We start from the raw sequence: 24072 nt of genomic DNA, 5'->3' as shown, positions 1-24072 counted from the left end.
GCACCAACTCCGTGCTGTGGCAGGGCAATCTTCGCTGAAACTCTTTCATCCCGCAAAAAGCCTGGTAATACGGATTGCGTTTCCACTGCAATACTACTGCTTCATCGCTCAAGTTCTCTAACTGCTTGAGTATCAACAATCCAACCAGCAGCCGAATCGGTTTACTGGGTGCGCCTAATCCTTCGCTGTAGTGTATTGAAAATGCTTCGTCAAACTCAAGCCAAGGTATTTCCAATGCAAGCTGTAGCAATGGATCAGAACGATCAAGCTGCAATAACAGGTCAGTCTCAAACAAACTGGGTTGGTGCAAAGTTCTACTGAGTGTGAGCATCTGTAATCACCATTTCGACCAGAATTTAGCTGCAATTCTAGCATTTCTGGTCGATCGGATCACACACATCTCTGTATTTCTTCTCATTATCAAATAGTTGTACTTTCTTCAGGGACGACTAAGTAACCTATTATAGGATTGTTATAGTGTTATCGAATATTTCTAAACTAGCAGAAGTGATCTGCTAGTTTAGATAAAACATCCTATTCAGAACTGACAGTAGTAGTTATTTGATTACACTCTCCCATGCCTTCACGCTCTGCAAGTCTATTATCTTTTAATAACTCGAATGCTCCGTTATTGCCAGCATTTACACTATATTCGTAAATTCCAGCATCAAGACCATACACATCTAATGGAATAACCTTTAAGAAAGGTTGAATTGCTGCAGTACAAATGCTATCCAGAGGAATTTTAGTTGCGTAAATACGCACCAAACTTATTATTAACTATCCTTTGATCAATCCTACCAACACTGCCACAACTAAGAATTGCACCCTTAACTTGCAAAAGCATTTGTGCTGGGGTGCTATTAGTTATAACCGAGGGTATTACGTATTCTATTGCAACATCTTCGCGTGCTTGATCGTAAGATTGTAAGTGCCAAGCATTAATTTTGCTGTCATAAACAAATGTCGCTGATTGATAGAATCCAGCTTTTTCTAGTGTGTCTACTCGAGGAATCACCAATTGGGTGCCATCATACAGTGGAATGTTTCCAGCTTTTTGACTTTCAGCATGCACAACACTTATTGACAATAGCAACGAAGGTACCAGTAATAGCTTAAATTTATATAAATAGTGGTTCATTTCCAATTCCTATAAATATACAAATACTTAACTTTACCGCTGTTGGCGAATGAAACGTGAAGTTACTCGTGTTTGTAACAATTCCCAATGTTTCCGTCCCTTGACAGGCTAGTAAAAATGCCAGAAATATAGAGTATTAGCTGGAGAATAATAACGTATTATCGTCGTTGCTAACCGCAACATCAACATAAGTTATCTGTGGCCAGAATAAAATGAAACTTCTGATGCTAAAATTGATTCTGATTGTGCCAAGACTTTCAATTGTTAAAGTTAATTGTAAGATTGTCGATAAAGCATTCAATTAAATCCAATCTAAGGAAAAATGATGAAAATAGATAAATCATTGCAATCAGTCACGACTGTGTCGTTAGCTGAAGGTAAAAAGCGTACAGATGTGAATTCAACAAGCGCAGATTTGCCGCAAGTAAATAATGTACATTTAAGTCCTAATGCGACTAAATTACAAAATATTGATAGTAATTTAACTTCAGGATCAGTAGTAAACTCCGCTCGAATTCAAGAAATTAAACAAGCAATTAGCGAAGGAAATTTTCAGATAAACCCTGAGGTTGTGGCTGATAAGCTTTTGGAGACTGTTCGAGAATTAATACAGTCGAAAAATGGTGAAGCTTAATGGCATCTGATATGTCATTGGCAGAGCTTGCTTCATGTTTGAAGATTGAGAAAAAATTGTTTGAAGAACTGATAGAAATTCTAAAGCAAGAAGAAAATGCATTGACACAAAGCCATTTTAATAAGCTTGATGACTTTGTTTCAAAAAAAACTTCTTTATTAGAGCAACTGTCTCAATTGGACTTTAAGCGTAATCAATATTTCAAAAATAATGGTGTGGCATTAGAAAAAAAAGCTATTAATTATTGGCTGGAAACACATTCCTCAAATAATTCTGAAATACTGAGTTTATGGAATCAGCTTCTTGCACTTGTTGATACAACTAAAAATCTTAATCATACTAATGGTTTAATCATTTCAAAGTATCTTCAGCACAATCAGCGCACATTTGTAGCTTTACAGTGCGCTTCGGGAAACATATCTTTGTACGGTCCAAACGGTCAAGCATATATCTAGTGTTGATACCGATTTAAAACTGACCGCCCCTAACGATTGAAAATTGACCAGGGGGAAACAGAGCGCAGGATACTACGCATCTGTGGATAAGTAGACCGAACTGAGCTGGTTTTTGCCTCCTGTTAATGTTTTAGTTTGATTGTAAATTAGCCAGATTTTCTTCTGATGAGTATTTTTCTTTTTCTCGCTGATGTATTCTGATCTTTGCACTGGCAGCACTTTGTTTGTATCGGAAAGACTCGTTGCCCGTTTCAATGATGTGGCAATGGTGCGTAAGTCGATCCAGAAGCGCGGTGGTCATTTTGGCATCGATAAAAACGTTACTCCATTCTGCGAATGCTAGGTTGGTGGTGATGATTATACTGGTGCGTTCATACAGTCTGGAGAGTAAGTGAAACAATAAAGCACCTCCAGCTTGTGAGAATGGCAGATAGCCCAGCTCATCGAGGATAACCAGATCGATCGTAACAGTCGCAGGGCAAGCCTGCCTTGTTTTCCGGCGGATTTTTCCTGTTCCAGGCTATTGGCCAGATCGATGGCGGCTTCCGAAGCGTATTTTTTTATTGTGATGCTGGATGCATGAAGTGCCGATAGCAATGGCCAGGTGTGTTTTGCCGGTACCGGTGCCGCCGACCAACACCAGGTTCTGTGCAGCAGCCGTAAATTCCATTGTAGCCAGTTGCTGAATGAGTTGTTGATCTACCTTGGACTGACTGAAGTCGAATCCTTGTAAATGGCGCTGTATCGGGAATCTGGCAGCTTGGGTCTGATAGCGGATGGAACGGATATTGCGCTCGGTTGACTCGGCTTGGAGCAGTTCAGACAAAATCTGGTTTGTCGACTCAAGATCAACCATCCGATCTGGCGTGCATTGTTGCCTCAACTCGGTATAGCAACTAGCCATGCCATATAATTTCAGCGCCTTGAATTGTACGGATATATCAGACATGCGGTACCTCCTGCTTGTTCAAGCAGTCATAGCGAGCGGTATCGGCTTGCGGTTCTTCCTTCAGTTTCAGCGTTGTTTCCACTGACGCTGGCACGTCGGTGTGTTTCAGGCGCGCCAATACTTCGACATAGCCATCGAACGGTGCTGGCATTGGCATCATGTACAATTGTTCTTGCTCCAGCGCTTCGGCAAGAGTAATACCCGAATAATCCGGATGCTGAATTTCTGACCACAACGCGCGGCAACGCATCTCAAGCCATTCGTTCAGATCATCGAATGAACTGAACTGCTGCCGTTTGGCTTCATTCCAGACGCGACGGCGCATATCCTGAACATTCTTCTCAACAACGCCTTTCTCCCAACCGGAAGCAACATCAAAAATCAGGATCGAATAAATAATGCGCCGTCATTGCAAAGAAACGCGTATTGACTACTCGCCCGTTGCCTTTGAACACCTTGTCCACGGCCGTCTTCATGTTGTCGTAAATGCCGCGCTTCGGCACACCGCCAAAAGTTGTGAATGCACGAGTATGAGCTTCAAACAACATCTCGTGGCTTTGTGACGGATAGCCCGACAACATGAAAGCACGACTGGCGCATAGCTTGGTATGTGCCGCCAACACCTTGCGGTGAAGACCGCCAATCACCAGCCATTCTTCGCTCCAGTCAAACTGAAAAGCTTCACCCAGCATAAATCGCAGCGGCACATACGTCGCTTTACTCTGTCCGCCTTGATTGCGCCACCTGCGAATAAAATCGCAAACAATGCTATAACCACCTGTATAACCTTCGTTCAATATCACTTTGAACAACATCAACGGCGTGCGCCGATCCTTCTTCGCCCTTTCATATCTCAACGCACTGCCGTTTGGCGCTTTCAACCACTTCTTTATCGTGTTCCGTGACAGACTCGTGCACCGATGAATCTCATTAATCGACAAATGTTCACGGTAATACATTCGCCGTATCTTTGCATACATAACCATGGTAATCACCTCTTAATTTCTCCCGTCTAAAATTTAGGCAAGATACGTGAATTACCGGATCAGTTTTCAATCCGTACAGCTAGGCTTTTATGGTCAAATTTCAACCGGTGTCAACAATTGTTATCTGTAACGTCAACGAAGTTTTCTTGTTTCAATACTTCTTTTGTTTAGCACGTACACGATTCGATATGCTGCATAGGCTGCGATTAAGTGCTTGAGGGTATGTCCGCTGATCCAGTAATGGGTCAAGGTGAAAATCTCTCTGTCGAGTGTTTCAGCTACTTTTGCCAGTCCATACAAAATAATGATGGAATAGATAAAACTGCCATGCGTATAACGCGATGGGAATCGGAAGCTAATCCATAGCATCAGTAGAATCGAGTAAAATTGTGTAACGATGTATAGGTTTAGATTACCAGCGCCTTGTAGTTCGGTCCAATGCCAATATAATACGCTTACTATGGCCAAAACAACAAGCGATGGCAATAACCATAAACCGATTCTGATATTGACGCGATCCACGAGTGTTGCCGACAATAAGGCAACGATACAAATAGCGATTGGTAGTCGATCCCACATTAAGCGATCATTACTCGGCATCCAATGATAATAACTGGAGCCGAATGTAGTTGCGATCACGCCCAAAAACAATAATCCATAAGGAATACACTCCTGGAGTTGTTGGAATGTTTTTTGTGAAGGGCGTTGATTAATACGCAGTAGCAACATTACCCCAGCACCGCCGCTGAACAAAAAGGCCAAATTGGAAACTACGTCATTGAAATTGGGAATACCCATGAAACTACGCTGATCGGCAAATTCATGGTAATCCAGAGGTTGTGACAAGGGCGGTAGTGCCAATGCAACACTAATTACTATGAACGATATTACGGCGATTAACCAGAGTTGTCGATTCATTGATGGTTTCCGATGGAACTTGTGAGCGTCAATGCATCTGTGCTACGGCGTCCCTAATGCGTGCTATTGGAATCACCGTAATTCCTGCAATCGGTTGTTTAGGGTTGTTAGCCATTGGTACGATTGCTTGCTTGAAGCCGAGCTTTGCGGCCTCCTTTAATCTTTCTTGACCCCGTTGTACCGGACGAATTTCACCTGCCAGGCCAATTTCGCCCATTACAACGGTTCTTTCAGCGATCGGCTTATTTTTCAAGGAAGAGACTATTGCCAACACGATAGCCAGATCAGCGCCTGGTTCATTGATTTTCACACCTCCAACCGCATTGACGAAGACATCTTGGTCGTAACAAGGAATTCCGGCGTGACGATGCAATACCGCAAGCAACATTGCCAAGCGGTTTTGCTCAAGCCCCACGCATAAGCGTCGCGGATTCGGAGAGTGCGTTTCATCGACCAACGCTTGAATTTCAACTAGCAGCGGTCTAGTGCCTTCTTGCGTCACCATGATACAAGATCCTGTGACTTGTGCATCATGGTGCGAAAGGAACAATGCCGAAGGATTTTTGACCTCTCGTAAGCCTTTTTCACCCATGGCAAACACACCAAGTTCATTGACAGCGCCAAAACGGTTCTTGAACGCACGAATCATGCGATAACTGGAATGCATGTCACCTTCAAAATACAACACGGTGTCAACCATATGCTCGAGTACGCGTGGTCCAGCCAATGCACCTTCTTTTGTGACGTGTCCAATCAGAATAATGCAAGTACCGCTTGCTTTGGCCAATCGTGTCAATTGTGCCGCACACTCGCGTACTTGCGCGACTGAACCGGGTGCCGATTGTAATGCTTCGGAGTAAATGGTTTGAATCGAATCGATAACAGCAACTGTAGGTTTGTGTTTTACCAGTGCGGCTTGTATTTTTTCCAATTGAATTTCGGCGTACAGGGATACGGTCTGCACATTCAAGGCTAGGCGACGAGCACGCAACGCAACTTGTTGTGCAGATTCTTCGCCACTTACATACAGTACCGAATGGTGTGTCGACATATTCGACAGAGCTTGTAATAGCAGTGTAGATTTACCAATTCCTGGATCGCCGCCCAATAATACAATGCCACCCTGCACCAAGCCACCGCCAAGCACGCGATCAAGTTCATTAATTTCAGTCGGAAAACGCGGTTCTTCTTGTGCTTCTACCGCCCCTAAATTTTGTACTTGACTGGTTGCGGTGGGAGGAGTAAATCGCGATACAGATTTTTCCGCGATCGTTTCAACTAAGGTATTCCATGCTTGGCAGTGCATACACTGCCCTTGCCATTTAAGCGTTTGCCCGCCGCATTCGATACAGGAATAAACTGTTTTTTGTTTAGCCATTCAGTGAGTTAATCATAAACTTCGGCTATGTCCAAGGTAGCGCCACGAGTATCTTTATCGGAAAGCACCGGTGCGGCATTCATCACCGGCCATTGAATATTCAGCATCGGATCATTCCACACGATACAACGTTCATACTCGGGAGCCCAATAATCAGTCGTGTTATACAAAAATTCGGCATATTCTGATAGCACAACAAATCCATGTGCAAACCCGGGAGGAACCCAGAGTTGTTTCTTATTTTCGGCGCTAAGGTTTGCACCCACCCATTGTCCGAAAGTCGCTGATGATCGGCGGATATCCACCGCTACATCAAATACTTCTCCAACCACTACGCGTACCAATTTTCCTTGTGGTTGCTTGATCTGATAGTGCAGGCCACGCAATACGTTTTGTACAGAGCGTGAGTGATTATTTTGCAAAAAGCAAACAGACTGACCAACTGCCGATTCAAACTGTCGTTGATTGAAACTCTCAAAAAAGAATCCTCGTGCATCACCGAAAACACGGGGTTCAAATAATATTACTTCAGGAATGGTCAGTGGCGTTGCTTTCATTTTATGTCATGCCTATCGGGCTAGAATTCACGTTTTGAAACCTCTAGTAAATATTGCCCGTAGCTGTTTTTGGCCAACGGCTGCGCTAATCGTTCCAATTGCTCGGCGCTTATCCAGTTTTGCTTAAACGCTATTTCCTCGGGGCAGGCAATCTTCAGTCCCTGTCGGTTTTCAATTGTAGCAACAAATTGACTTGCATCCAGTAAAGACTCCGGTGTGCCGGTATCCAGCCAAGCATAGCCTCGCCCCATGATTTCTACATGCAAGGCCGATTTTTCAAGATAAACTCTATTCAAGTCAGTGATTTCGAGTTCTTTACGCACCGATGGTTTAAGGCTCTTGGTATATTCCGATGCATATTGATCATAAAAATATAAACCGGTTACGGCATAATGTGATTTGGGTTTTTGGGGCTTTTCTTCCAGATTAATGACATGACCTTGTGTATCAAACTCAACTACGCCATAACGTTCAGGATCATGTACATGGTAGGCAAAAACACTGGCACCTGTGGTACGTGTCATGGCACGTGTTAATAAGTGATGAAAATCGTGCCCGTGAAAAATATTATCGCCCAATACCAGCGCGGAGCAATCATTACCAATAAACGTTTCGCCAATGATCAATGCTTGCGCAAGACCATCTGGCGATGGTTGCTCGGCATAAGAAATATTCAGTCCCCATTGATTGCCATCGTTTAAAAGTCTTTGATAATGACCAACATCGTGTGGTGTTGAAATAATCAGAATATCCTGAATGCCCGCCAACATCAACGTACTCAAAGGATAGTAAATCATCGGTTTGTCAAACACCGGGAGCAATTGCTTTGATACTGTCTGTGTAATGGGATAAAGTCGTGTTCCGGTACCTCCGGCAAGTACAATTCCTTTGCGTTTTGGAAGAATGGATTCTTGGGTATTTTTTGTGGTGTCTAAATTGTTCGTGATGGACATAAATAGAAATTCTGATGTTTACTCATCGATCGGTCAGTTTTTATATATATTGAATAAATCATTCAGCATACAGCGATGAAGGATTGTACTATATTTGCACTCGCAACCAGGATAATTGCAAAACTGGGTTTTACATCATGTTAATGTAGAATTGTTGCATGATAAATTTACCACCAGCTTATCAGCGTTTAGCAAAAAGGCTCACAGCTCAGCGGGCATTATTTGCATGGCTGTTATTGATTTTTCTTATAAACGCTATTGCAATAGCATTGTTACCCATTGTAATTAAATTCTTATTTGACAATGCATTGATTTTGGAAGACTGGGTGCTGGTGCAGAAGGGGTTATTTGCAATGCTTGTACTGTGTCTGGTTCGATGGATAATTTGCTATGCGAGTAGTCATCTCATGCATATACTGACTAGCCGATTAGGCACTGCTTTTTATGGCGAAGTTTTTACCAAATTCTTAACATTGCCGGCGAGTCAATATCATCGTTTTATTGATCATAAGAAGATTGATCGTTTATTTCATCACATTTACCAAATTAATTTGGTTACGATTGAAAAGTTGGGGTTGTCGATTAAAGAATCTTTGACCATTCTCGGATTATTTGCCTGCCTGTACTACTTGCATCGAGATTCATTGCTTCTGGTGTCGGTACTGTTACCAGCAGTCGTTTTACTGTATCAAATCGCCAGTGATCAGCTTAACAAACTCAGTCAGGAGAACCAGAAATCGTTTAAAAACTTGGCACAGCTTATCGTTGGTCCCATTCAAAACTATAAAGAAATAAAGCTAGGCCAAGGACAGGTGCGAGAAAATCAACGTTTTGAAAAAGCAGTAGCATCTGTTTTTTTGGGTAATCGGCAGAAAGTGTTGATGCAAGCAGTTATTCGGTTAGCAATCGAAATCATTCTGGTAGGGATTGTCGCCCTGAGTATTTATTTGTTTGCGCTGCAAATATTACATAATCAAATGTACTCTGGCCAAGTATTCGCTGTGACTGTTGCCATTTCAATGCTAAGCGTAAGCATGCACCGGATGACCCGTGTTTTTGTGGACTTAATACATGATAGAAGGCATCTGGAGTTCGTTTTTTCTTTTCTCGATCGAGTATCTGAAAAGGATACGGGAACTTTGTTAGTACAGCCCGTTCGAGGAAAATTACAATTTGAGCACATTACTCTTAATCACACAAAACAGCATAACTTTACCTTGAATCTCGCTATCCAACCAAGTGAGAAAGTTGTTTTTACAGATTATTCCGAGCCTGTAAAAAATAGATTGATTGATTTACTGTTACGACTAGAGCAGCCTTCATCGGGAAGGATATTACTGGATGGTTATTTGCTGAACGACATCAAAATTGACAATCTCTATACAAACATTGCCTTGGTATCTCGAAATAGCCTGCTTCTTGATGAAACAATCGCCGGTAGTATTGCCTATGGTGCGATGCAATGCGCAAACGAAGCCCAAATAACACTTGCCATGCAAACTTCTGGATGTAATGCTTTCGTTAAAGAGATGCCCGATGGCTTGCAAACCAAAGTGGGCGATAAAGGTATTGAAATTGGAAAAGTGGAGCGCTTACAAATCGCGATTGCACACGCGCTACTTAAAAATCCGGCTATTATTATCTTGGATGAGGTTTTTGATACCGATGAACTCAACACAGAAGCAGCGTTACACGCATTAAGAACGCTCATTGAGAATCGCACCACTTTAGTCTTCAGTCAAACCCGTTCATGTTGGGTTGATTTCGATAAAATGGTCTTGCTTGATAAGGAATCTGACAAAGAATCCTTATCTTATCGATAACATCTTACCTATGAGTCAATTGAAAAGGATCCAAGCTTCAATATGACGTAGTACGCAGTAAATCCATCGAACTGTCCTATAATAGTAAATTTAACTCGCTAAATTGTTTCTTGCGTAGTATTTTTTGCACAAGCACGTCATCATTACCATGCAATCATTGCAATTGCCCACGATTGGCACCGTAACGCGTTATACCAATTTTTCCGGTTCTGCAGATGCGTTATTTTTTGCCCAAATCGCGCAGAAAGCTAAACCAATTACTATCATCACGGCGAATGCGTTGGATGCGCAGCGGCTATTGGAAGAAATTCCCTACTTTGCGCCACAACTCAAAATACATCTGCTTCCAGACTGGGAAACTCTACCTTACGATGTTTTTTCGCCGCACCATGATCTAGTGTCAGAACGTTTGGCAACCTTGTATCAAGTCATGAATAACGCTTGCGACGTGCTGATCACACCGATAACGACAGCGTTGTATCGCATGTTGCCGCGTGAATTCCTGGCGGCACACACGTTTTTCTTAAAGCAAGGAGAAAAACTGGATCTGTCCAAGTTGCGTAGCCAACTGACATTTGCCGGTTATACGCATGTGACACAAGTATTTTCACCGGGCGAATACAGTGTACGAGGCGGCTTAATTGATTTGTTTCCGATGGGTAGTGCACTGCCCTATCGTATTGATTTGCTGGATAATGAAATCGATACTATTCGTACATTTGATGTCGATACACAGCGCAGTATTTATCCGGTTAAGGAAATTCGTCTACTGCCTGCGCGGGAATTTCCATTAGATGAGGCGGGCCGCACTTTTTTTCGCGGCAAGTTTCGTGAACAGTTTGAAGGTGATCCTTCTAAGAAACAAATTTATAAAGATATTAGTAAAGGCCTAACCCCTGCAGGTATCGAATATTATCTTCCCTTATTTTTTGAGCAAACTGCGACGCTATTTGATTATCTTGCCAAAGAAACTCTACTTTGTGTGCACCAAGATGTGCGTTCAGTGATGGATGAATTTTGGCGCGATACACAATCCCGCTATCAGTTGTTGCGCGCCGATATTGAGCGTCCTTTATTGCCTCCGCTCGAATTGTTCTTGTCTAGTGATGGTTTTTTTGCACAAATAAAACCGTATGCGCGTATCGAAGTACTTCCACGAGAAGCAGATGCCAAGCAAATAAAAAGCTTTGCCAGCGAAGCGCTACCTTCTGTTCAAGTTAATCGGCACGTAGAAAACCCACTGGAAAAATTGGCAGCATTTGTTGCGCAGTTTACACACAACGGTGGGCGCATTTTGTTATTGGCCGAGAGTATTGGTCGGAGAGAATTAATCGCCGAGTATTTAAGTCAATATGGCCTGCATCCAGATAACTGCCAGAATTATCAGGAGTTTATCGACGGCTCACAACCTTTTATGCTGAGTGTTTCGTCGTTGCACAGCGGATTTGTTTTGCCACAGCAACGTTTGGCCTTTATCACTGAGAGCGAACTGTATGCTACGCATATACATGGTCGCCGTGAACGGGAGTCGCGCAAGGTCACCTCAACCGACAACATTTTACGTGACTTGTCCGAAATCAAACCGGGAGATCCAGTGGTGCATGAACAACATGGTATCGGCCGTTATCTCGGCTTGGTGAGCATGGATGTCGGCGAAGGCAAACCTGGAGAATTAAGCGAATTTTTGTCATTGGAATATGATGGGGGTGACAAACTTTACGTTCCAGTTTCGCAATTGCATTTAATTGGGCGATATAGTGGTGCTGCGCCCGAGTCGGCGCCACTGCACAAACTTGGCAATAGTCAATGGGATAAGGCCAAACGCAAAGCTATGCAACAAGTGCGTGATACTGCTGCAGAGTTGTTGGATTTGTATGCGCAACGCGCATCGCGTGAAGGTTACGCGTTTACGATCCGGCAACATGATTACGATGCGTTTGCTGAAGGATTTGGTTTTGAAGAAACCGCTGACCAAGCTGCAGCCATTCACTCAGTCATAGCAGATTTAACTTCAGGTAAGCCGATGGATCGATTGATCTGTGGCGATGTGGGTTTTGGCAAAACAGAAGTGGCGCTGCGCGCAGCTTTTGTCGCCGTGGCTGATGGGAAGCAAGTGGCTGTTTTGGTTCCAACGACGTTACTTGCCGAACAGCATTTCCAAAATTTTTCCGATCGGTTTGGCCTGATCGCCGATCAATGGCCAGTTAAAATTGCCGAGTTATCCCGTTTTCGTTCTGCGAAAGAACAAACCCAAGCCATCGCTGGTCTAGCCAAGGGTGAAATCGATATTATCATTGGTACGCATAAACTGATCCAGAAAGACGTGCACTTTAAAAATCTCGGGCTAGTCATCATAGATGAAGAACACCGCTTCGGTGTGCGACAGAAAGAGCAGCTGAAAAAACTGCGTGCAGAAGTTGATATATTGACCCTGACCGCGACACCGATTCCGCGCACACTAGCAATGTCGCTGGAAGGATTGCGTGATTTTTCTATTATCGCCACGGCACCGCAGCGCCGCTTGGCAATTCGTACCTTTGTCAGCCGCTTTTCACTTGGTATTATTCGCGAGGCCTGTTTGCGCGAACTGAAGCGTGGAGGGCAGATTTATTTTTTGCATAATGAGGTCAATACCATTCAACTGATGTATGAAAAACTGGCGAGCTTGCTACCGGAAGCGCGCATCCACATTGCTCATGGACAAATGCCGGAACGCGAACTAGAGCATGTTATGCGTGATTTTTATCAGCAGCGCTTCAACATTTTGCTATGCACCACGATTATCGAAACCGGCATTGACATTCCCAGCGCTAACACCATCATTATCAACAATGCGCACAAATTCGGTTTGGCGCAACTGCACCAATTGCGCGGTCGCGTTGGTCGATCGCATCATCAGGCGTATGCTTATTTGCTGACACCTGAGGAAGAAGCACTTGGATCACAAGCAAAAAAGCGTTTGGAAGCAATTCAGATGATGGAAGAGCTAGGGGCCGGTTTTTATTTGGCCATGCACGATCTGGAAATTCGCGGTGCTGGCGCGGTATTGAGTGAGTCGCAAAGCGGTGAGATGCAGGAGGTTGGTTTCAGTTTATACAGCGCCATGCTTGATACGGCCATTCAATCATTAAAGCAAGGTAAGGAACCGGATATGCAACATCCGTTAGGTGTTGCTACCGAAATTAATTTGCATGTACCGGCATTGCTGCCAGAAGATTATTGTCACGACATTCATGAACGCCTGGTTTTGTATAAGCGTATGGCCAATTGTGACAATGATGAGCAACTGGATGATATGCAACGTGAACTCGTCGACCGCTTTGGCTTGTTACCTATTCCAACGCGCGCTCTGCTCGACTGCCACCGTTTACGTATCATCGCGAAACCACTCGGCATAATCCGTATTGATGCCAGTACAGACAGCATCCAGATTCAGTTTATTGCTAATCCACCGATCGATCCGATAAAAATTATCCAATTGATTCAAAGTGGCCGAGAATACTCTCTCGCGGGGCAAGATCGGTTAAAAATACAAGTGCAGATTGCGGATGTGAATAAGCGCGTGATACGGGTTAAGGAATTGATTCAGAGGTTGACTGGTAGTAATTGAAGCGCTCATTTTCTACGATCACAGTAAAGCTAAGTTTGTAATTGGAACTGCATCATCAATAAGATCAAAAATACTCGCAAGCAACAAGGAGCTATTATTCGTCTTCGATCTGTTAGTTTCCAATTAGCCTTTGCCTCAAGGAGCGGGAAATTGATCTACAAAATAAGGTTTCTCTTTACTGCGCAAAGATCTTTTCATCCAGAAAGTTTACTAGAATGCTAACCAGCCATTGATATAGAGTGTGTCATTACCAATTGCCTGACGACCAAATCCATCATAATTATTTATTCCGCCATTAAATTGAAAATAGTGCGTGTATTGCGCGGCGATACGTAAATTAGCGAGCGTAGACAAGGTAGATGCAGATTTTCCAAAAGGGGTATAGCTTATTTCTGCGGTAAATGCTTGAGAATTGGGTTTTCCTGTACGACTACCACTAATAGGTTCTTCAGAACTGAATATGATGTTATCTTTAGTTCCGCTCATTTGTGAATAAAATAGACTCAAGCCATACGTTTGTAGATAGGTATATCCGACTCTGATCCGGGCTGTATCGAGGCTGCTATATCTTTTTTCCGCGAATCCTAATGCAACGCTGGCGTTCATATCGCGTTGCTCCCTAATATAGGTTGCGTTGAACTCAAATATGTGCGCGAGGTTTCGTAGATATTGGTAAGTCGTATCAAAACCGTAATCATAATAACTGTCAGTGCCCGTGCCTTGCAGTCTTTGTGGATTCACATTGGCCTGCAATCCATAAGCACCAACCATGCCATAATGTCCATTCCAATCATGTTGTAACGCCACTCTCCAGTAGGGTGAGCCGCCGCTAATTCTATTTTGCTCACTATCGAAAGTACCTACAGCTTTTTGTGCATTCTTTGGAAGCATGGTATAGCCGCCCGCTTCAATATACAGCAAGTTTTTCCACATAACATAACCCGTAGCGCCAATGACTTGCCCACCAAAAGTATCAATCAGTGGCCCTGCGGATGGTGTGGGTGCTAAATCAGATGATGAATATGGAAAACCCCATACTGGTGTTGTGTTCCAAAGATCGGACACAGATGGCGAATTATTTGCTGAGACACCGTATACGAAATTATTGCCACCGATATCGTTATTGTCGACTATACGAATATCGGTATTATCCAGCTCCCATTTATCTTCTACACCTCCATATGTTCCTTGAATAAAGGCTCCCATTTTGGGGGCAATTCGTCCCGCATAAAAAACCGAAGCTTCATCAATAGTTGCATTGTTGTTGCGGCCAAACCTATCTGCCGCGCCATCGGGTTGATCTTTTATCGTATTGGTAAATGATCCACGTATCATCGCACTGATCGGTGGTATGTATTTCAGCTTACTGTCGGTGTTACCAGTGGCAGTGTAACCGTTCAATTTGAAGTTTCTTCCAGTTGGCGTCAAACCCGGTCCAAATGATTGAACGTGACAATTGCTACAGGCAAGCCCAGTTTGGCGTGAAAAACTCGGCATTGCGTGAACATCTGGAAGCAATAATATAAACCCAAGAAGTAGGGTAGCAACAAGCAAATTACTCCTCTTGTATACAATCACGATTAATTTCCTTTATGAATAAAAAATTATTAATAATTTGTTAGGAGAATGCTGAATAACCTGATGAGTGAGGTGGGATGCAAGGCGAATAAAGTATAGGAAATAAGGCATACCCTATGAATAGAGAAATTTTCGAACACTATTTAATACAACGGATCGTTTGCTCAAACACTCATTTAGTATCTCCTTTGTCTGGAATCAGTCTTAAATGAGAATGAAATATAGGCGAGCGAAGTGTAGCACGCTAGCTATAAACTAAATGTGAAGTTTAAGTGATTATTTTGTAAAGAAAAAAATAATCTTTTCTTCATGCTTTCTGTGCAACAAGACCAGGAGGAATCGCAAAATAAAATTGAATCAATTTTATCTTCTGAGGTTCTTAAACTTAAGTATAAAAACAGCGAGAAGATTGCAGCGATGCCAAGATCCGAGAATGCCTATTAGCTGATTTTTCCTATTCTTCGTCGGATAACATGTTCACACATAATGACGAATTATCCATAACAGTTATAATACCCCCATGTAGTTAGCAGCTAACGATCATTAATTTCTATTGTAAAAATTAAAAGGCAACCATGAGAACATTCAATTTTAAGCATTTACTCAATTTGATCTCCATACTTTTTGTTCTGACTTTAGCATCACAGTGGGCGTTTGCGGGTGTAGACGAACTACAAAAAACGGATGTTAAAGTCGGTCATGGCGAAGAAGCAGAAGTAGGTAAGACAGTCAACGTTCATTACACTGGTTGGCTATATGATGAAAACGCCGTTGATAAAAAAGGCAAAAAATTCGATAGTTCACATGATCGTAAAGAGCCATTTTCTTTCATGTTAGGCGCAGGGCGGGTTATTAAAGGCTGGGATAAAGGTGTATTGGGCATGAAAGTCGGTGGTCAGCGCACATTGATTATTCCGCCATCCATGGCTTATGGATCAAGAGGTGCTGGAAATATCATTCCCCCTGATGCCACGCTAATTTTTGATGTGGAATTGATCAGCCTAAAACAAGAAGGAGGACATTATTGACTGCTTCAATGAGGTACGTTGCTCTATTTACTTAACGAACTGTCAGTAATTATTATGATCTCTACCGAACGGATACAGCACCCTGAAGAAGGAATTTCACCGACAGATAAACAAGCGCCGCGAACACGTAATAAGCGTTGGAAAATCGTCTTAGGTGTTATTTTTGCACTCATATTGATTCTGGCCGCGTTGAGCTATTGGTGGTTGCCCGGCTATGCAAAATCGCAATTGGAAATACACCTGTCCGAGTTACTGCAACGCCCGGTTAAAGTGGCACTCATTGAATTTAAATTGAACCGCCTTGAGTTAATTGTGCATGATTTTAGTATCGGAGAAAAATCAGGCGAAGCCACGCAAGATAAGAAATTGTTCTCATTGGGTAAGTTGTATGTCGACGCCAGTATCGAATCGATCAAGCATCGTGCACCGGTGATTACCAGTGTTGTTTTGTCAGAGCCCAAAATTTGGCTAAGTCGAGATACTAATGATCGATTGAACATTGCTGACTTAATTGAAAAATTTAGTCAGCCGTCTGATGAAGAGGAAAAAGGCCCTCCCGCAAAATTTTCGATTGGCGATATCAAAATTGAAAATGGTTATTTCGAATTTGATGATCAACCCAAGTCAGCCAATCATAAAATCAGTGAAATCAATCTTGGAATACCCATTATCGCTAACTTCGAAAGCAAGCTGACAAATTGGATTGAGCCACATTTTAGTGCAAAAATCAATGACTCTCCTTTTTCTCTGGAAGGAAAGTTGCGGCCCTTTACCGAGAAGCAGGAAGCAACGTTAGCTTTGAAGCTGGATGGGCTTGATTTAAACAAGGTTGATCAATATGCATCCTTACCAAAAGGCATAAGCTTTAATTCCGGGTTACTTGACATTGACTTATTAGTTACCTTTACTCAGATTGCTGATCAAGTTCCCGAAATTGCTTTGTCCGGTGATGCGCATATGCGACGCATTTCAGTAAAAAATAGCGTCGTTGAAGAACCGTACCAAGCCAAGATTAAACAGATGTCAGTCAATTTAATGAATGTTTATGTGATGGCACAGAAACCTTCTCAACTGGCGGTAAAAATAGAAGACATCGCATTAATTCCAAACGATGAAAAAACCCCTGCTTTGTCATTAGCCGATTTAACGATTGATAAAGTCGGAATCGATATGAACAAGCATAAAATTGCACTGGATGACATTACATTGGATCAATTGCGCACGACACTGCGCCGCGATACAGCGGGTAATATCGACTTATTGCAATTATTTGCATCGACAGATGGTGCAACGACAAAAGAACGACCGGTTCAACCTAAGCCTGCCGCGAATGCATCGAAGCAAAAAAATACTTCAGTGAGTAATCAATCTGACAATAAAACAAAGAATACTCATAAATCTACTGTTGCGCATATGCGTGTGCCATTACCTGGACGAAAACCTGATCCCAATCAACCTACTCAGTCCCGAGTTGCTGAGAATAATACTCCAAAGGAATCAGAAAAAGAGATTCGAAAGGATGACATAAAGACGCAATCGATCGCCACGGCAGATAAAAAACAAAAAAGTGAGAAAAAATCTTCCAATGATGCACCTTGGACGGTTCAAGTTGGAGATGTCAAGCTTGCAAAATCTGCTTTACGATATGAAGACTTGAGTTTGAAAAAAACACAGCCAATGGTAATAGAGCCACTTGACATAACCGTTCGCAATATTGATTTAACTGGTGTCAAGCCAATGGATTTATCGATAAAAGCGCGTGTCAATGAACGGGGTAACGTTAACATGGATGGTACTTTGGCATGGGCACCATTGAATACCGATTTAACGATACAGCTCGATTCGGTTGATTTGGCGGCACTTCAAGGATGGGCTGAAGGGAAGATCAATGCACTGATCGCAAGCGGGGATTTTTCTTTTCATGGAAATGTAAAGGTGCAGCAAGACGCAGAATTGAATTTCGATGTAGCTGGTGACGCAAAACTCGATAATTTGTACATTTTTGACGAAAAAAATGCACAAGATCTGTTGCACTGGAAAAAATTAGATGCCAGTAGCTTAAAAATCGTCAGCAATCCATTGCGTATCGATATTAATACCATCACGTTTAGTGATTTTTATGCACGGGCAATTTTATTGCCCAACGGCAAGCTTAATCTGATGGATATTGTACAAAGCGACAAGTCGGCTGGCGGAGATGTTTCCTCTGATGTCAAACCTGTTGAGACTAATCAGGCCAGTCAAAAAAAAGAAACACTTGCCTACATTGGCAAGGTATTATTGCAACGTGGCAATATCAATTTCTATGATCGTTTTATCAAGCCAAATTACCGTGCGAATTTAACAGGTCTAAGTGGGCAAATTGGACCATTGCATCCGGGTAAATTCGGGGTTATTGATGTCAAAGGTGCACTCGATAAAACAGCCCCGCTAGAAATCAAAGGAAAAATAGAACCCTTTAGCCAAGAGTTTTTTCTTGATTTAACCGCTAGAGTTAAAGACATTGACCTACCTCCCTTCAGTCCTTACTCTGGGAAATATATAGGCTATGCTATTGAGAAAGGAAAGCTTTCGGCGGATGTGCAATATCATGTTGAAAAAAGAGAATTGACCGCAGATAACAAAATCTTTCTTGATCAGTTTACTTTGGGCGAAAAAATGGAGAGTGAAAATGCCGTGTCACTTCCACTGGATTTGGCCATCTCATTACTAAAAAATCGTGATGGTGAAATTAATTTGCGTTTGCCGCTCAAAGGCTCTCTTGACGATCCAGAGTTTAATTTGGGCGGCCTTGTTTTTGAAGCGTTTACCAATCTGATATCCAAAGCCGTCACCGCACCGTTTACGCTGATCACATCAGTATTTGAAGGAGGCGAGGAGCTTTCCACCATCACATTTCCGCCAGGCCTTTCTGAAATTGACGAAGAAACCGCCAAACGTTTGCAATCACTTGCTGAGATTTTGCTCGATAAACCATCGCTTAATTTGGAAATTTCTGGTTACGCAGATGCAGTAGGGGATCATGACGGACTGAAAATGGCTTTATTACAAGACAAAGTTAAGACACAAAAGCTTACAAGCCAAATAGAAAAAGGCGAAGGCGGCGGCGGAGAACTGGTCAACATGCAATTGACTCCCAAAGAATATAGTCAATATTTAACGGCAGCTTATAAAAAGGAAACCTTTAAAAAACCAAAGAATATGATTGGCTTGGATAAAAGCTTACCAGATGCTGAAATGGAACAATTGATGCTGGAGAATATTCAAATTACTGACAACGATCTTGCCATACTTGCTGAACAGCGTGCTATGGCAGCACACGATTGGTTGATTGAAAAGGGTAATATTCCGGATGGGCGTATTTATATTGTTTCAGCCTCTAAAGCTGGTATGGCTGAAAATAAAGGTGGAAGAGTGGAATTTTCATTGAAATAGTTTTTGAGTCTAATCAAATCGAAAATTGGCACCATGATTGCTAAGAACCGATTTCTAAAACTTAATCGGTAACCCAGGAGTAGGCCATGTATGGCGAAGGTCGAATGATTCAATTTCAGTACACCGCTTGGGCACTGTTCGTACTTTTGACAAGTATGGCATGTACACCCACAGTTAAGGTTGAACCGCCCCACGAGCCTATCACAATCAATTTGAATATTAAATTGGATGCGGATATTCGTGTAAAACTTGAAGAAGACGCGAAAAAAGATATCGCTGCAAATCCTGGTATTTTCTAGGTACTTGAAGATCGATCGACGGAGGATGGAATGAGCAAGATTATGAGTAGTACCGATGCCACTACTTCGATACAAAAAGTTATCACAATTTCTTTGCTGATTTTTACGTTAGTCAGTCCCTATGCATGGGCTGCTTCGCTAGAGGAGTTGCGTGCATCCGGTACAATTGGAGAAAGCGCTACGGGTTATGTAATCGCACGAGATTCCAGTGCACAAGCACAAGCGGATTCTATTAATGCGCAACGCCGCGCAATTTACCAACAGAAAGCCGCTGCGCAAGGCATTAGTGTCGATCAAGTGGGTAAAGTTTACGCTCAAGAGATTTTTAATACAGTGCCAGCGGGAACCTGGATTCAGATCAACGGGCAATGGGCAAAGAAATAGCGGTTATACATCGAAGTAAAATATGACTAGCAGCTTGGTCGTTGTTTCGGTTAGCGTAGAAGTTGTGCTTCATAGTAAACCATCAAGTCAAATAAACATTCATGCAAGTAACATCCGATAACTATGAAGCTCTTTACGTTTTAGCGCGGCGAGTCGGAGCATGCTTGATTCAACATGAATTGATGCTCGTTACAGCCGAATCGTGCACCGGCGGTTGGTTAGGCCAAGCGGTTACATCGGTTCCCGGAAGTTCCTCATGGTATGAAAGAGGGTTTATTACTTACAGTAACCTTTCCAAACAAGAAATACTCGGTGTTCAATCGGCAACATTAGCACAATATGGCGCCGTGTCGTCACAAACGGCACAAGAAATGGTGTTGGGAGCGCTCAACCGAAGCCATGCACAGATTGGCGTATCGATCACTGGTATAGCTGGACCGGATGGCGGAACGATCGATAAGCCTGTGGGTATGGTATGTTTTGCGTGGACAACAAAAACGGGCTACGTTCAGCAGGAAATCTATCATTACCTAGGTGGCCGAGAGGCCATTAGATATCAGGCTGTGACAACAGCATTGAATGGAATATTAATGTTGATCGATAGCATTTCTATGACCGGTTAAAAATCAACCGCACAATGATCGTATCCAACATTTTTAATGTCTTCCGGTAATTTTGCCTGCAATCTTTCTCACAAATAGTCGTGCTTTTAGAGTCAGAGCTTTTCTGTGTACGTGCTATCCATAAAATCAGTTCTATAACCATGTATTCGATTTTTCTTTGCTAAAATTTCTTTGATGTCGGCCATTGGCATTTTTTATTTTCTATGAAGGCTTTAAATTCGAGCCGAGACAACTAGCCCTTCATACGCTGCATTTGACTATAACTCGGTCTTGCTATATATAATTCAAACAAGACACGGTTTATTTATAAAGTTGCTTAGCCTATTTTCTTATCCATAACACCGAGAAATTTAAGCAACATATTTCCCTTAGATTTATCTCTAGTCATCCTTATGGAGCTAATAGCATGGATACCACAACAAATTTGAAACCAGAAGATATCGATGAATTACGCAAAAAATGGTACTGGTTCTTGATCATTGGGATCATTTGTCTGATCGGAGGAATTTTTTCCTTATATCAACCATTTTTTGCGACTTTAACTGTAGAAATATTAACTGCCTGGATATTCGTTGTTTCCGGTATTGCTAATGTCATTCAGGCTTTCCAAGCTGGCCAGAAAGGAAAAGGATGGATGATCGCGTCAGGTGTTTTATTGATATTGCTGGGTACTGTACTTATTCTCAGACCATCGGAAGGTATTGTCAGTCTGACGTTAGTTGTTGCAGCGTTATTATTATTTTATGGCGTCATGCAAATTTTTTATGCATACCACCTTCGTCCTTCTCGCGGCTGGGGCTGGTTATTTTTTAGCGGGATCATTTCCGGTTTGCTTGGCATTATCATTTTTGCTCAAATTGACATATTGGCTGGCATTGCACTTGGAACTTTTCTCGCCATTAATTTAATTATGAATGGAACTATGCTTATATTAACTTCCTTCGCAATCAAAAAACTATAAATCTTTCGGTAGTTTTTGCTTCCATTTTTAATGAAAGCAGCTATTTGTGAAATGAATATCGACAGTTTGTGAAAAAGAATAAAAAAATGGACAACCCTATAATTGTGATCAATCGAAAAAGACTCGTCATCTGGATATTAATCTTGCTAGGAGAATTCATTTGCAATATGGCATGGGCTGGCACCTTATCAGGTACAGCGATCTATCGGGAACGGATTGCGTTGCCTGCAGGTGCCGTATTTGAAGCCGAATTGCAGGATGTGTCGAGAGCAGATGCACCGGCCACAGTACTTGGTCGCAGTCAATTGATTCCTGTCGGTCGGTTGCCGATCCGGTTTGAAATCAACTACGACGATACTACTTTGCAATCAGATCATCGCTATATCGTGCGTGCGACGATCAGACATCAGGATCGATTACTATTCACGACAGACAAAGCATACCCGGTACTTAATGATCGCAACACATCATTACAGTTACTGCTGGTATCCGTTCGTAGTAGCTCTCCGCCAGAATCGAAGACTAACGATATCGGCGCTCTGCCTGCTTCATACGAAGGGGAGTTACCTGGCGCCGGTAATCCTATTTTATGGCATGTGAATTTGCTACCGGAAGGGCGCTATCAGTTACGTATAACCCACATTGGTCAGCCAGAACCAAATCGTTTCGACGACATCGGTCGCTGGGTATACGATGAATCTGGACGCATTGTGCTGCGCAGCGGACGTGAAACACCAATTTTTCTGATGCCGGTAGAGGATGGTACAGCGCTGCGCAAGCTCGATCTTCTCGGAAAACTTATTGAATCCAACCACAACGACCGATTGCTGCGATCGTCTGAATCCAAACTCATTGAGCCGCAACTGATATTAACGGGTATGTTTGATTACATGGCAAATGCTGCCACGATTACCCTTTGTGCTGATGGTCAACGGCTACCTGTTGCTATGGAAGGTGACTATGAGGCGCTTGAAGCAGCATATCAAAGAGCCAGCTTACAACCTGGGCAAGCTTTATTGGTAAATTTGGACGGCACGATCAAGCAGCGACCTTCGATGGGTGAAAGCTATCCAGTGCAAGCCATTCTGATTGTTGATCGCTTTATCACCACTTGGCCTCGTGAAACCTGTGGCAACACGTTAGCCGACAGTCCTCTTCGTGGTACTTATTGGAAACTTGTACGTTTAAATGACAATCCCGTAGCGATATCCGCAAAACAACGACGCGAAGCACAATTGGTATTTGCTACTGATACACTACGTGTCTCTGGAAACACTGGTTGCAATCGTATCAATGGCAGCTTTGAGATTAATAATGACAAACTACGTTTCAGCCGAATGGCATCAACTAAGATGGCTTGTCTCGAAGGCATGGATCTGGAAGAACGATTTCTCTCAGCATTAAAGCACGTAGAACGCTACCGTATTATTGGCAGCCACCTCGAACTTTTAGATGCAACCGGTACTATAAGCGCACGATTTGAGGCAACAGTGTTATAGCCCGGGCATCAGTTTTTATTATTTATTTTGTTGACCTGCTCGATAACCTTTTTGGTAAGCACGTTCTTCAGATTTCTTATGCTGATCGGCTAAAAAACCACCTAATAAACCGGCACCTGCACCAATGGCTGCGCCCATTCCAGCATTTCCAGCAATTGCACCGATTAAAGCGCCTCCTGCCGCACCTCCTGCAGAACCGGTCATTAGCCTTTGATTAGTATTCGACATACCAGCACATCCAGAGAAACTGATTGCTATGCCTACTGCAATTAACAAACAAACAATTTTTTTCATAATGATCACCTTTATAAAAAGCTTAAGATTATTTACAAGTCATTAATCATCTTTACAGGAATAATTGTTGACTAAGTATTTCATTAACGAATTAACAATTGATTCTTTTAAATAATCTGGATGCTCTTTCACCCATTGGATATACCCAGTAATTATATGATTGCGAGATAGCTCAATCCGCTCTGCTTCTGAATTGACAGATGCTGGATGATATAGCTTAGGAATGCAGACTATGGGACTGAGTCCTGGACTTTTGTAAAGCTCATTCTGATAGTGATATATACCCACCAGATAACCGTGGCAAAAATGAATGGCTTGTGTATAAAGCTTATCTTCCTGAGAAACAGAGCATAATTCAACAATATCTTGTGTATTTTTGACCATAAAATTATTTTCTGTTGCAGCCTGAACAGAAGCAACTAGACAGCCAATTCCCATCATTACTATCATTAACAGATTAACAGGAATACGACACAAATTATTTTTCTTCATATAATTACCCATTATAGTTTGACTTTAAATATGCCTTAAAAACACTATTAAATTTAGCATAAATATAAATACGAA

Annotated in this window: 21 protein-coding genes and 2 pseudogenes; 11 read left to right on the top strand and 12 right to left on the bottom strand. The window is 42.4% G+C overall.

Translation table 11 applies throughout. From position 1 onward, the window contains the following. The 3 genes from W03_RS12550 to W03_RS12540 form a co-directional block, all read right to left on the bottom strand. On the bottom strand, nt 1-331 hold a 331-nt coding region (locus W03_RS12550), incomplete at its 3' end, for a transposase (protein ID WP_244073664.1). A gap of 203 nt (nt 332-534) precedes the next feature. After that, entirely contained in the window at nt 535-768 is a 234-nt protein-coding gene (locus tag W03_RS12545; protein ID WP_244073663.1) for a hypothetical protein, read from the bottom strand. Next, entirely contained in the window at nt 746-1141 is a 396-nt protein-coding gene (locus W03_RS12540) for a hypothetical protein (RefSeq protein WP_244073662.1), read from the bottom strand. Before W03_RS12540 ends, W03_RS12545 begins: the two co-directional genes overlap by 23 nt. A 322-nt stretch (nt 1142-1463) precedes the next feature. Between W03_RS12540 and flgM the strand changes: the two genes are divergently transcribed. Together flgM and W03_RS12530 are read left to right on the top strand one after the other, a co-directional pair. Further along, nucleotides 1464-1775 (top strand): flagellar biosynthesis anti-sigma factor FlgM, encoded by a 312-nt coding sequence (flgM, locus tag W03_RS12535; RefSeq protein WP_244073661.1) that lies wholly within the window; start codon nt 1464-1466, stop codon nt 1773-1775. Continuing rightward, nucleotides 1775-2230, top strand: coding sequence for a flagella synthesis protein FlgN (locus W03_RS12530; RefSeq protein WP_244073660.1), 456 nt, complete (start codon nt 1775-1777; stop codon nt 2228-2230). Before flgM ends, W03_RS12530 begins: the two co-directional genes overlap by 1 nt. 130 nt (nt 2231-2360) lie before the next feature. On the opposite strand, the pseudogene istB reads toward W03_RS12530, so the two are convergent. From istB to rfbA, 6 genes and pseudogenes are all read right to left on the bottom strand, one after another. Beyond that, nucleotides 2361-3134, bottom strand: a pseudogene (gene istB, locus W03_RS12525) (IS21-like element helper ATPase IstB). 142 nt (nt 3135-3276) lie between these two features. Further along, a pseudogene (gene istA / locus W03_RS12520) lies at nt 3277-4165 on the bottom strand (IS21 family transposase); the annotation flags it as partial. 132 nt (nt 4166-4297) lie between these two features. Further along, a complete protein-coding gene (locus tag W03_RS12515) occupies nt 4298-5083 on the bottom strand; it encodes an alkaline phytoceramidase (RefSeq protein ID WP_244073659.1) in 786 nt (261 codons plus the stop codon). A 28-nt stretch (nt 5084-5111) separates the two neighbouring features. Beyond that, nucleotides 5112-6461: a DNA repair protein RadA gene (gene radA / locus W03_RS12510; protein WP_244073658.1), complete on the bottom strand. Its 1350-nt coding sequence runs from the start codon at nt 6459-6461 to the stop codon at nt 5112-5114. Nucleotides 6462-6469: 8 nt separating this feature from the next. Continuing rightward, on the bottom strand, nt 6470-7018 hold the full coding sequence (gene rfbC, locus W03_RS12505) for a dTDP-4-dehydrorhamnose 3,5-epimerase (protein WP_244073657.1): 549 nt from the start codon (nt 7016-7018) through the stop codon (nt 6470-6472). 20 nt (nt 7019-7038) lie between these two features. Continuing rightward, entirely contained in the window at nt 7039-7971 is a 933-nt protein-coding gene (gene rfbA / locus W03_RS12500) for a glucose-1-phosphate thymidylyltransferase RfbA (RefSeq protein WP_244073656.1), read from the bottom strand. A gap of 158 nt (nt 7972-8129) precedes the next feature. Here rfbA and W03_RS12495 point away from each other — a divergent pair, with 158 nt between their 5' ends. Further along, a complete protein-coding gene (locus W03_RS12495) occupies nt 8130-9794 on the top strand; it encodes an ABC transporter ATP-binding protein (RefSeq protein WP_244073655.1) in 1665 nt (554 codons plus the stop codon). A 148-nt stretch (nt 9795-9942) separates the two neighbouring features. Further along, nucleotides 9943-13404 carry a transcription-repair coupling factor gene (mfd, locus tag W03_RS12490; protein ID WP_244073654.1) on the top strand — a complete coding sequence of 1154 codons (3462 nt, stop codon included), beginning with the start codon at nt 9943-9945 and terminating at the stop codon, nt 13402-13404. Nucleotides 13405-13614: 210 nt separating this feature from the next. Here mfd and W03_RS12485 read toward each other — a convergent pair whose 3' ends face one another. Further along, nucleotides 13615-14982, bottom strand: coding sequence for a cytochrome C (locus W03_RS12485; RefSeq protein WP_244073653.1), 1368 nt, complete (start codon nt 14980-14982; stop codon nt 13615-13617). Between the two features lie 575 nt (nt 14983-15557). Between W03_RS12485 and W03_RS12480 the strand changes: the two genes are divergently transcribed. The 7 genes from W03_RS12480 to W03_RS12450 all read left to right on the top strand — a co-directional run bounded on the left by W03_RS12480 (nt 15558) and on the right by W03_RS12450 (nt 23211). Further along, complete coding sequence (locus W03_RS12480; protein ID WP_244073652.1) at nt 15558-16010, top strand: FKBP-type peptidyl-prolyl cis-trans isomerase; 453 nt, start codon at nt 15558-15560, stop codon at nt 16008-16010. 54 nt (nt 16011-16064) lie between these two features. Continuing rightward, nucleotides 16065-19445 carry a DUF748 domain-containing protein gene (locus W03_RS12475; protein ID WP_244073651.1) on the top strand — a complete coding sequence of 1127 codons (3381 nt, stop codon included), beginning with the start codon at nt 16065-16067 and terminating at the stop codon, nt 19443-19445. Nucleotides 19446-19531: 86 nt separating this feature from the next. After that, nucleotides 19532-19744, top strand: a complete 213-nt coding sequence (locus W03_RS12470; protein ID WP_244073650.1) for a YnbE family lipoprotein — start codon at nt 19532-19534, stop codon at nt 19742-19744. A gap of 30 nt (nt 19745-19774) precedes the next feature. Continuing rightward, nucleotides 19775-20128: a YdbL family protein gene (locus W03_RS12465; RefSeq protein WP_244073649.1), complete on the top strand. Its 354-nt coding sequence runs from the start codon at nt 19775-19777 to the stop codon at nt 20126-20128. A 101-nt stretch (nt 20129-20229) separates the two neighbouring features. Further along, complete coding sequence (locus W03_RS12460; RefSeq protein WP_244073648.1) at nt 20230-20751, top strand: CinA family protein; 522 nt, start codon at nt 20230-20232, stop codon at nt 20749-20751. Between the two features lie 406 nt (nt 20752-21157). After that, the gene (locus tag W03_RS12455; protein WP_244073647.1) at nt 21158-21712 is read left to right on the top strand and encodes an HdeD family acid-resistance protein; all 555 of its coding nucleotides are present in this window, start codon (nt 21158-21160) and stop codon (nt 21710-21712) included. A 167-nt stretch (nt 21713-21879) separates the two neighbouring features. Next, nucleotides 21880-23211, top strand: a complete 1332-nt coding sequence (locus W03_RS12450; RefSeq protein WP_244073646.1) for a YbaY family lipoprotein — start codon at nt 21880-21882, stop codon at nt 23209-23211. Nucleotides 23212-23229: 18 nt separating this feature from the next. On the opposite strand, the gene W03_RS12445 is transcribed toward W03_RS12450, so the two are convergent. Together W03_RS12445 and W03_RS12440 are read right to left on the bottom strand one after the other, a co-directional pair. Then, the gene (locus W03_RS12445; protein ID WP_244073645.1) at nt 23230-23505 is read right to left on the bottom strand and encodes a glycine zipper family protein; all 276 of its coding nucleotides are present in this window, start codon (nt 23503-23505) and stop codon (nt 23230-23232) included. Nucleotides 23506-23547: 42 nt separating this feature from the next. Next, nucleotides 23548-23997, bottom strand: a complete 450-nt coding sequence (locus W03_RS12440; protein WP_244073644.1) for a Rap1a/Tai family immunity protein — start codon at nt 23995-23997, stop codon at nt 23548-23550. Nucleotides 23998-24072 lie beyond the last annotated feature (75 nt).

This window comes from Nitrosomonas sp. PY1 (genome assembly GCF_022836435.1).
Lineage (GTDB): Bacteria > Pseudomonadota > Gammaproteobacteria > Burkholderiales > Nitrosomonadaceae > Nitrosomonas.
This window is presented reverse-complemented; position numbering and strand designations above follow the sequence as displayed.

Coding starts and splice junctions, on each gene's coding strand:
- W03_RS12475 (WP_244073651.1), top strand. CDS start 16,065: ATGATCTCTACCGAACGGATACAGCACCCTGAAGAAGGAATTTCACCG.
- radA (WP_244073658.1), bottom strand. CDS start 6,461: ATGGCTAAACAAAAAACAGTTTATTCCTGTATCGAATGCGGCGGGCAA.
- W03_RS12440 (WP_244073644.1), bottom strand. CDS start 23,997: ATGAAGAAAAATAATTTGTGTCGTATTCCTGTTAATCTGTTAATGATA.
- W03_RS12495 (WP_244073655.1), top strand. CDS start 8,130: ATGATAAATTTACCACCAGCTTATCAGCGTTTAGCAAAAAGGCTCACA.
- W03_RS12460 (WP_244073648.1), top strand. CDS start 20,230: ATGCAAGTAACATCCGATAACTATGAAGCTCTTTACGTTTTAGCGCGG.
- rfbA (WP_244073656.1), bottom strand. CDS start 7,971: ATGTCCATCACGAACAATTTAGACACCACAAAAAATACCCAAGAATCC.
- rfbC (WP_244073657.1), bottom strand. CDS start 7,018: ATGAAAGCAACGCCACTGACCATTCCTGAAGTAATATTATTTGAACCC.
- W03_RS12480 (WP_244073652.1), top strand. CDS start 15,558: ATGAGAACATTCAATTTTAAGCATTTACTCAATTTGATCTCCATACTT.
- W03_RS12450 (WP_244073646.1), top strand. CDS start 21,880: ATGGCATGGGCTGGCACCTTATCAGGTACAGCGATCTATCGGGAACGG.
- W03_RS12455 (WP_244073647.1), top strand. CDS start 21,158: ATGGATACCACAACAAATTTGAAACCAGAAGATATCGATGAATTACGC.
- mfd (WP_244073654.1), top strand. CDS start 9,943: ATGCAATCATTGCAATTGCCCACGATTGGCACCGTAACGCGTTATACC.
- W03_RS12465 (WP_244073649.1), top strand. CDS start 19,775: ATGAGCAAGATTATGAGTAGTACCGATGCCACTACTTCGATACAAAAA.
- W03_RS12540 (WP_244073662.1), bottom strand. CDS start 1,141: ATGAACCACTATTTATATAAATTTAAGCTATTACTGGTACCTTCGTTG.
- W03_RS12530 (WP_244073660.1), top strand. CDS start 1,775: ATGGCATCTGATATGTCATTGGCAGAGCTTGCTTCATGTTTGAAGATT.
- W03_RS12515 (WP_244073659.1), bottom strand. CDS start 5,083: ATGAATCGACAACTCTGGTTAATCGCCGTAATATCGTTCATAGTAATT.
- W03_RS12470 (WP_244073650.1), top strand. CDS start 19,532: ATGTATGGCGAAGGTCGAATGATTCAATTTCAGTACACCGCTTGGGCA.
- W03_RS12445 (WP_244073645.1), bottom strand. CDS start 23,505: ATGAAAAAAATTGTTTGTTTGTTAATTGCAGTAGGCATAGCAATCAGT.
- flgM (WP_244073661.1), top strand. CDS start 1,464: ATGATGAAAATAGATAAATCATTGCAATCAGTCACGACTGTGTCGTTA.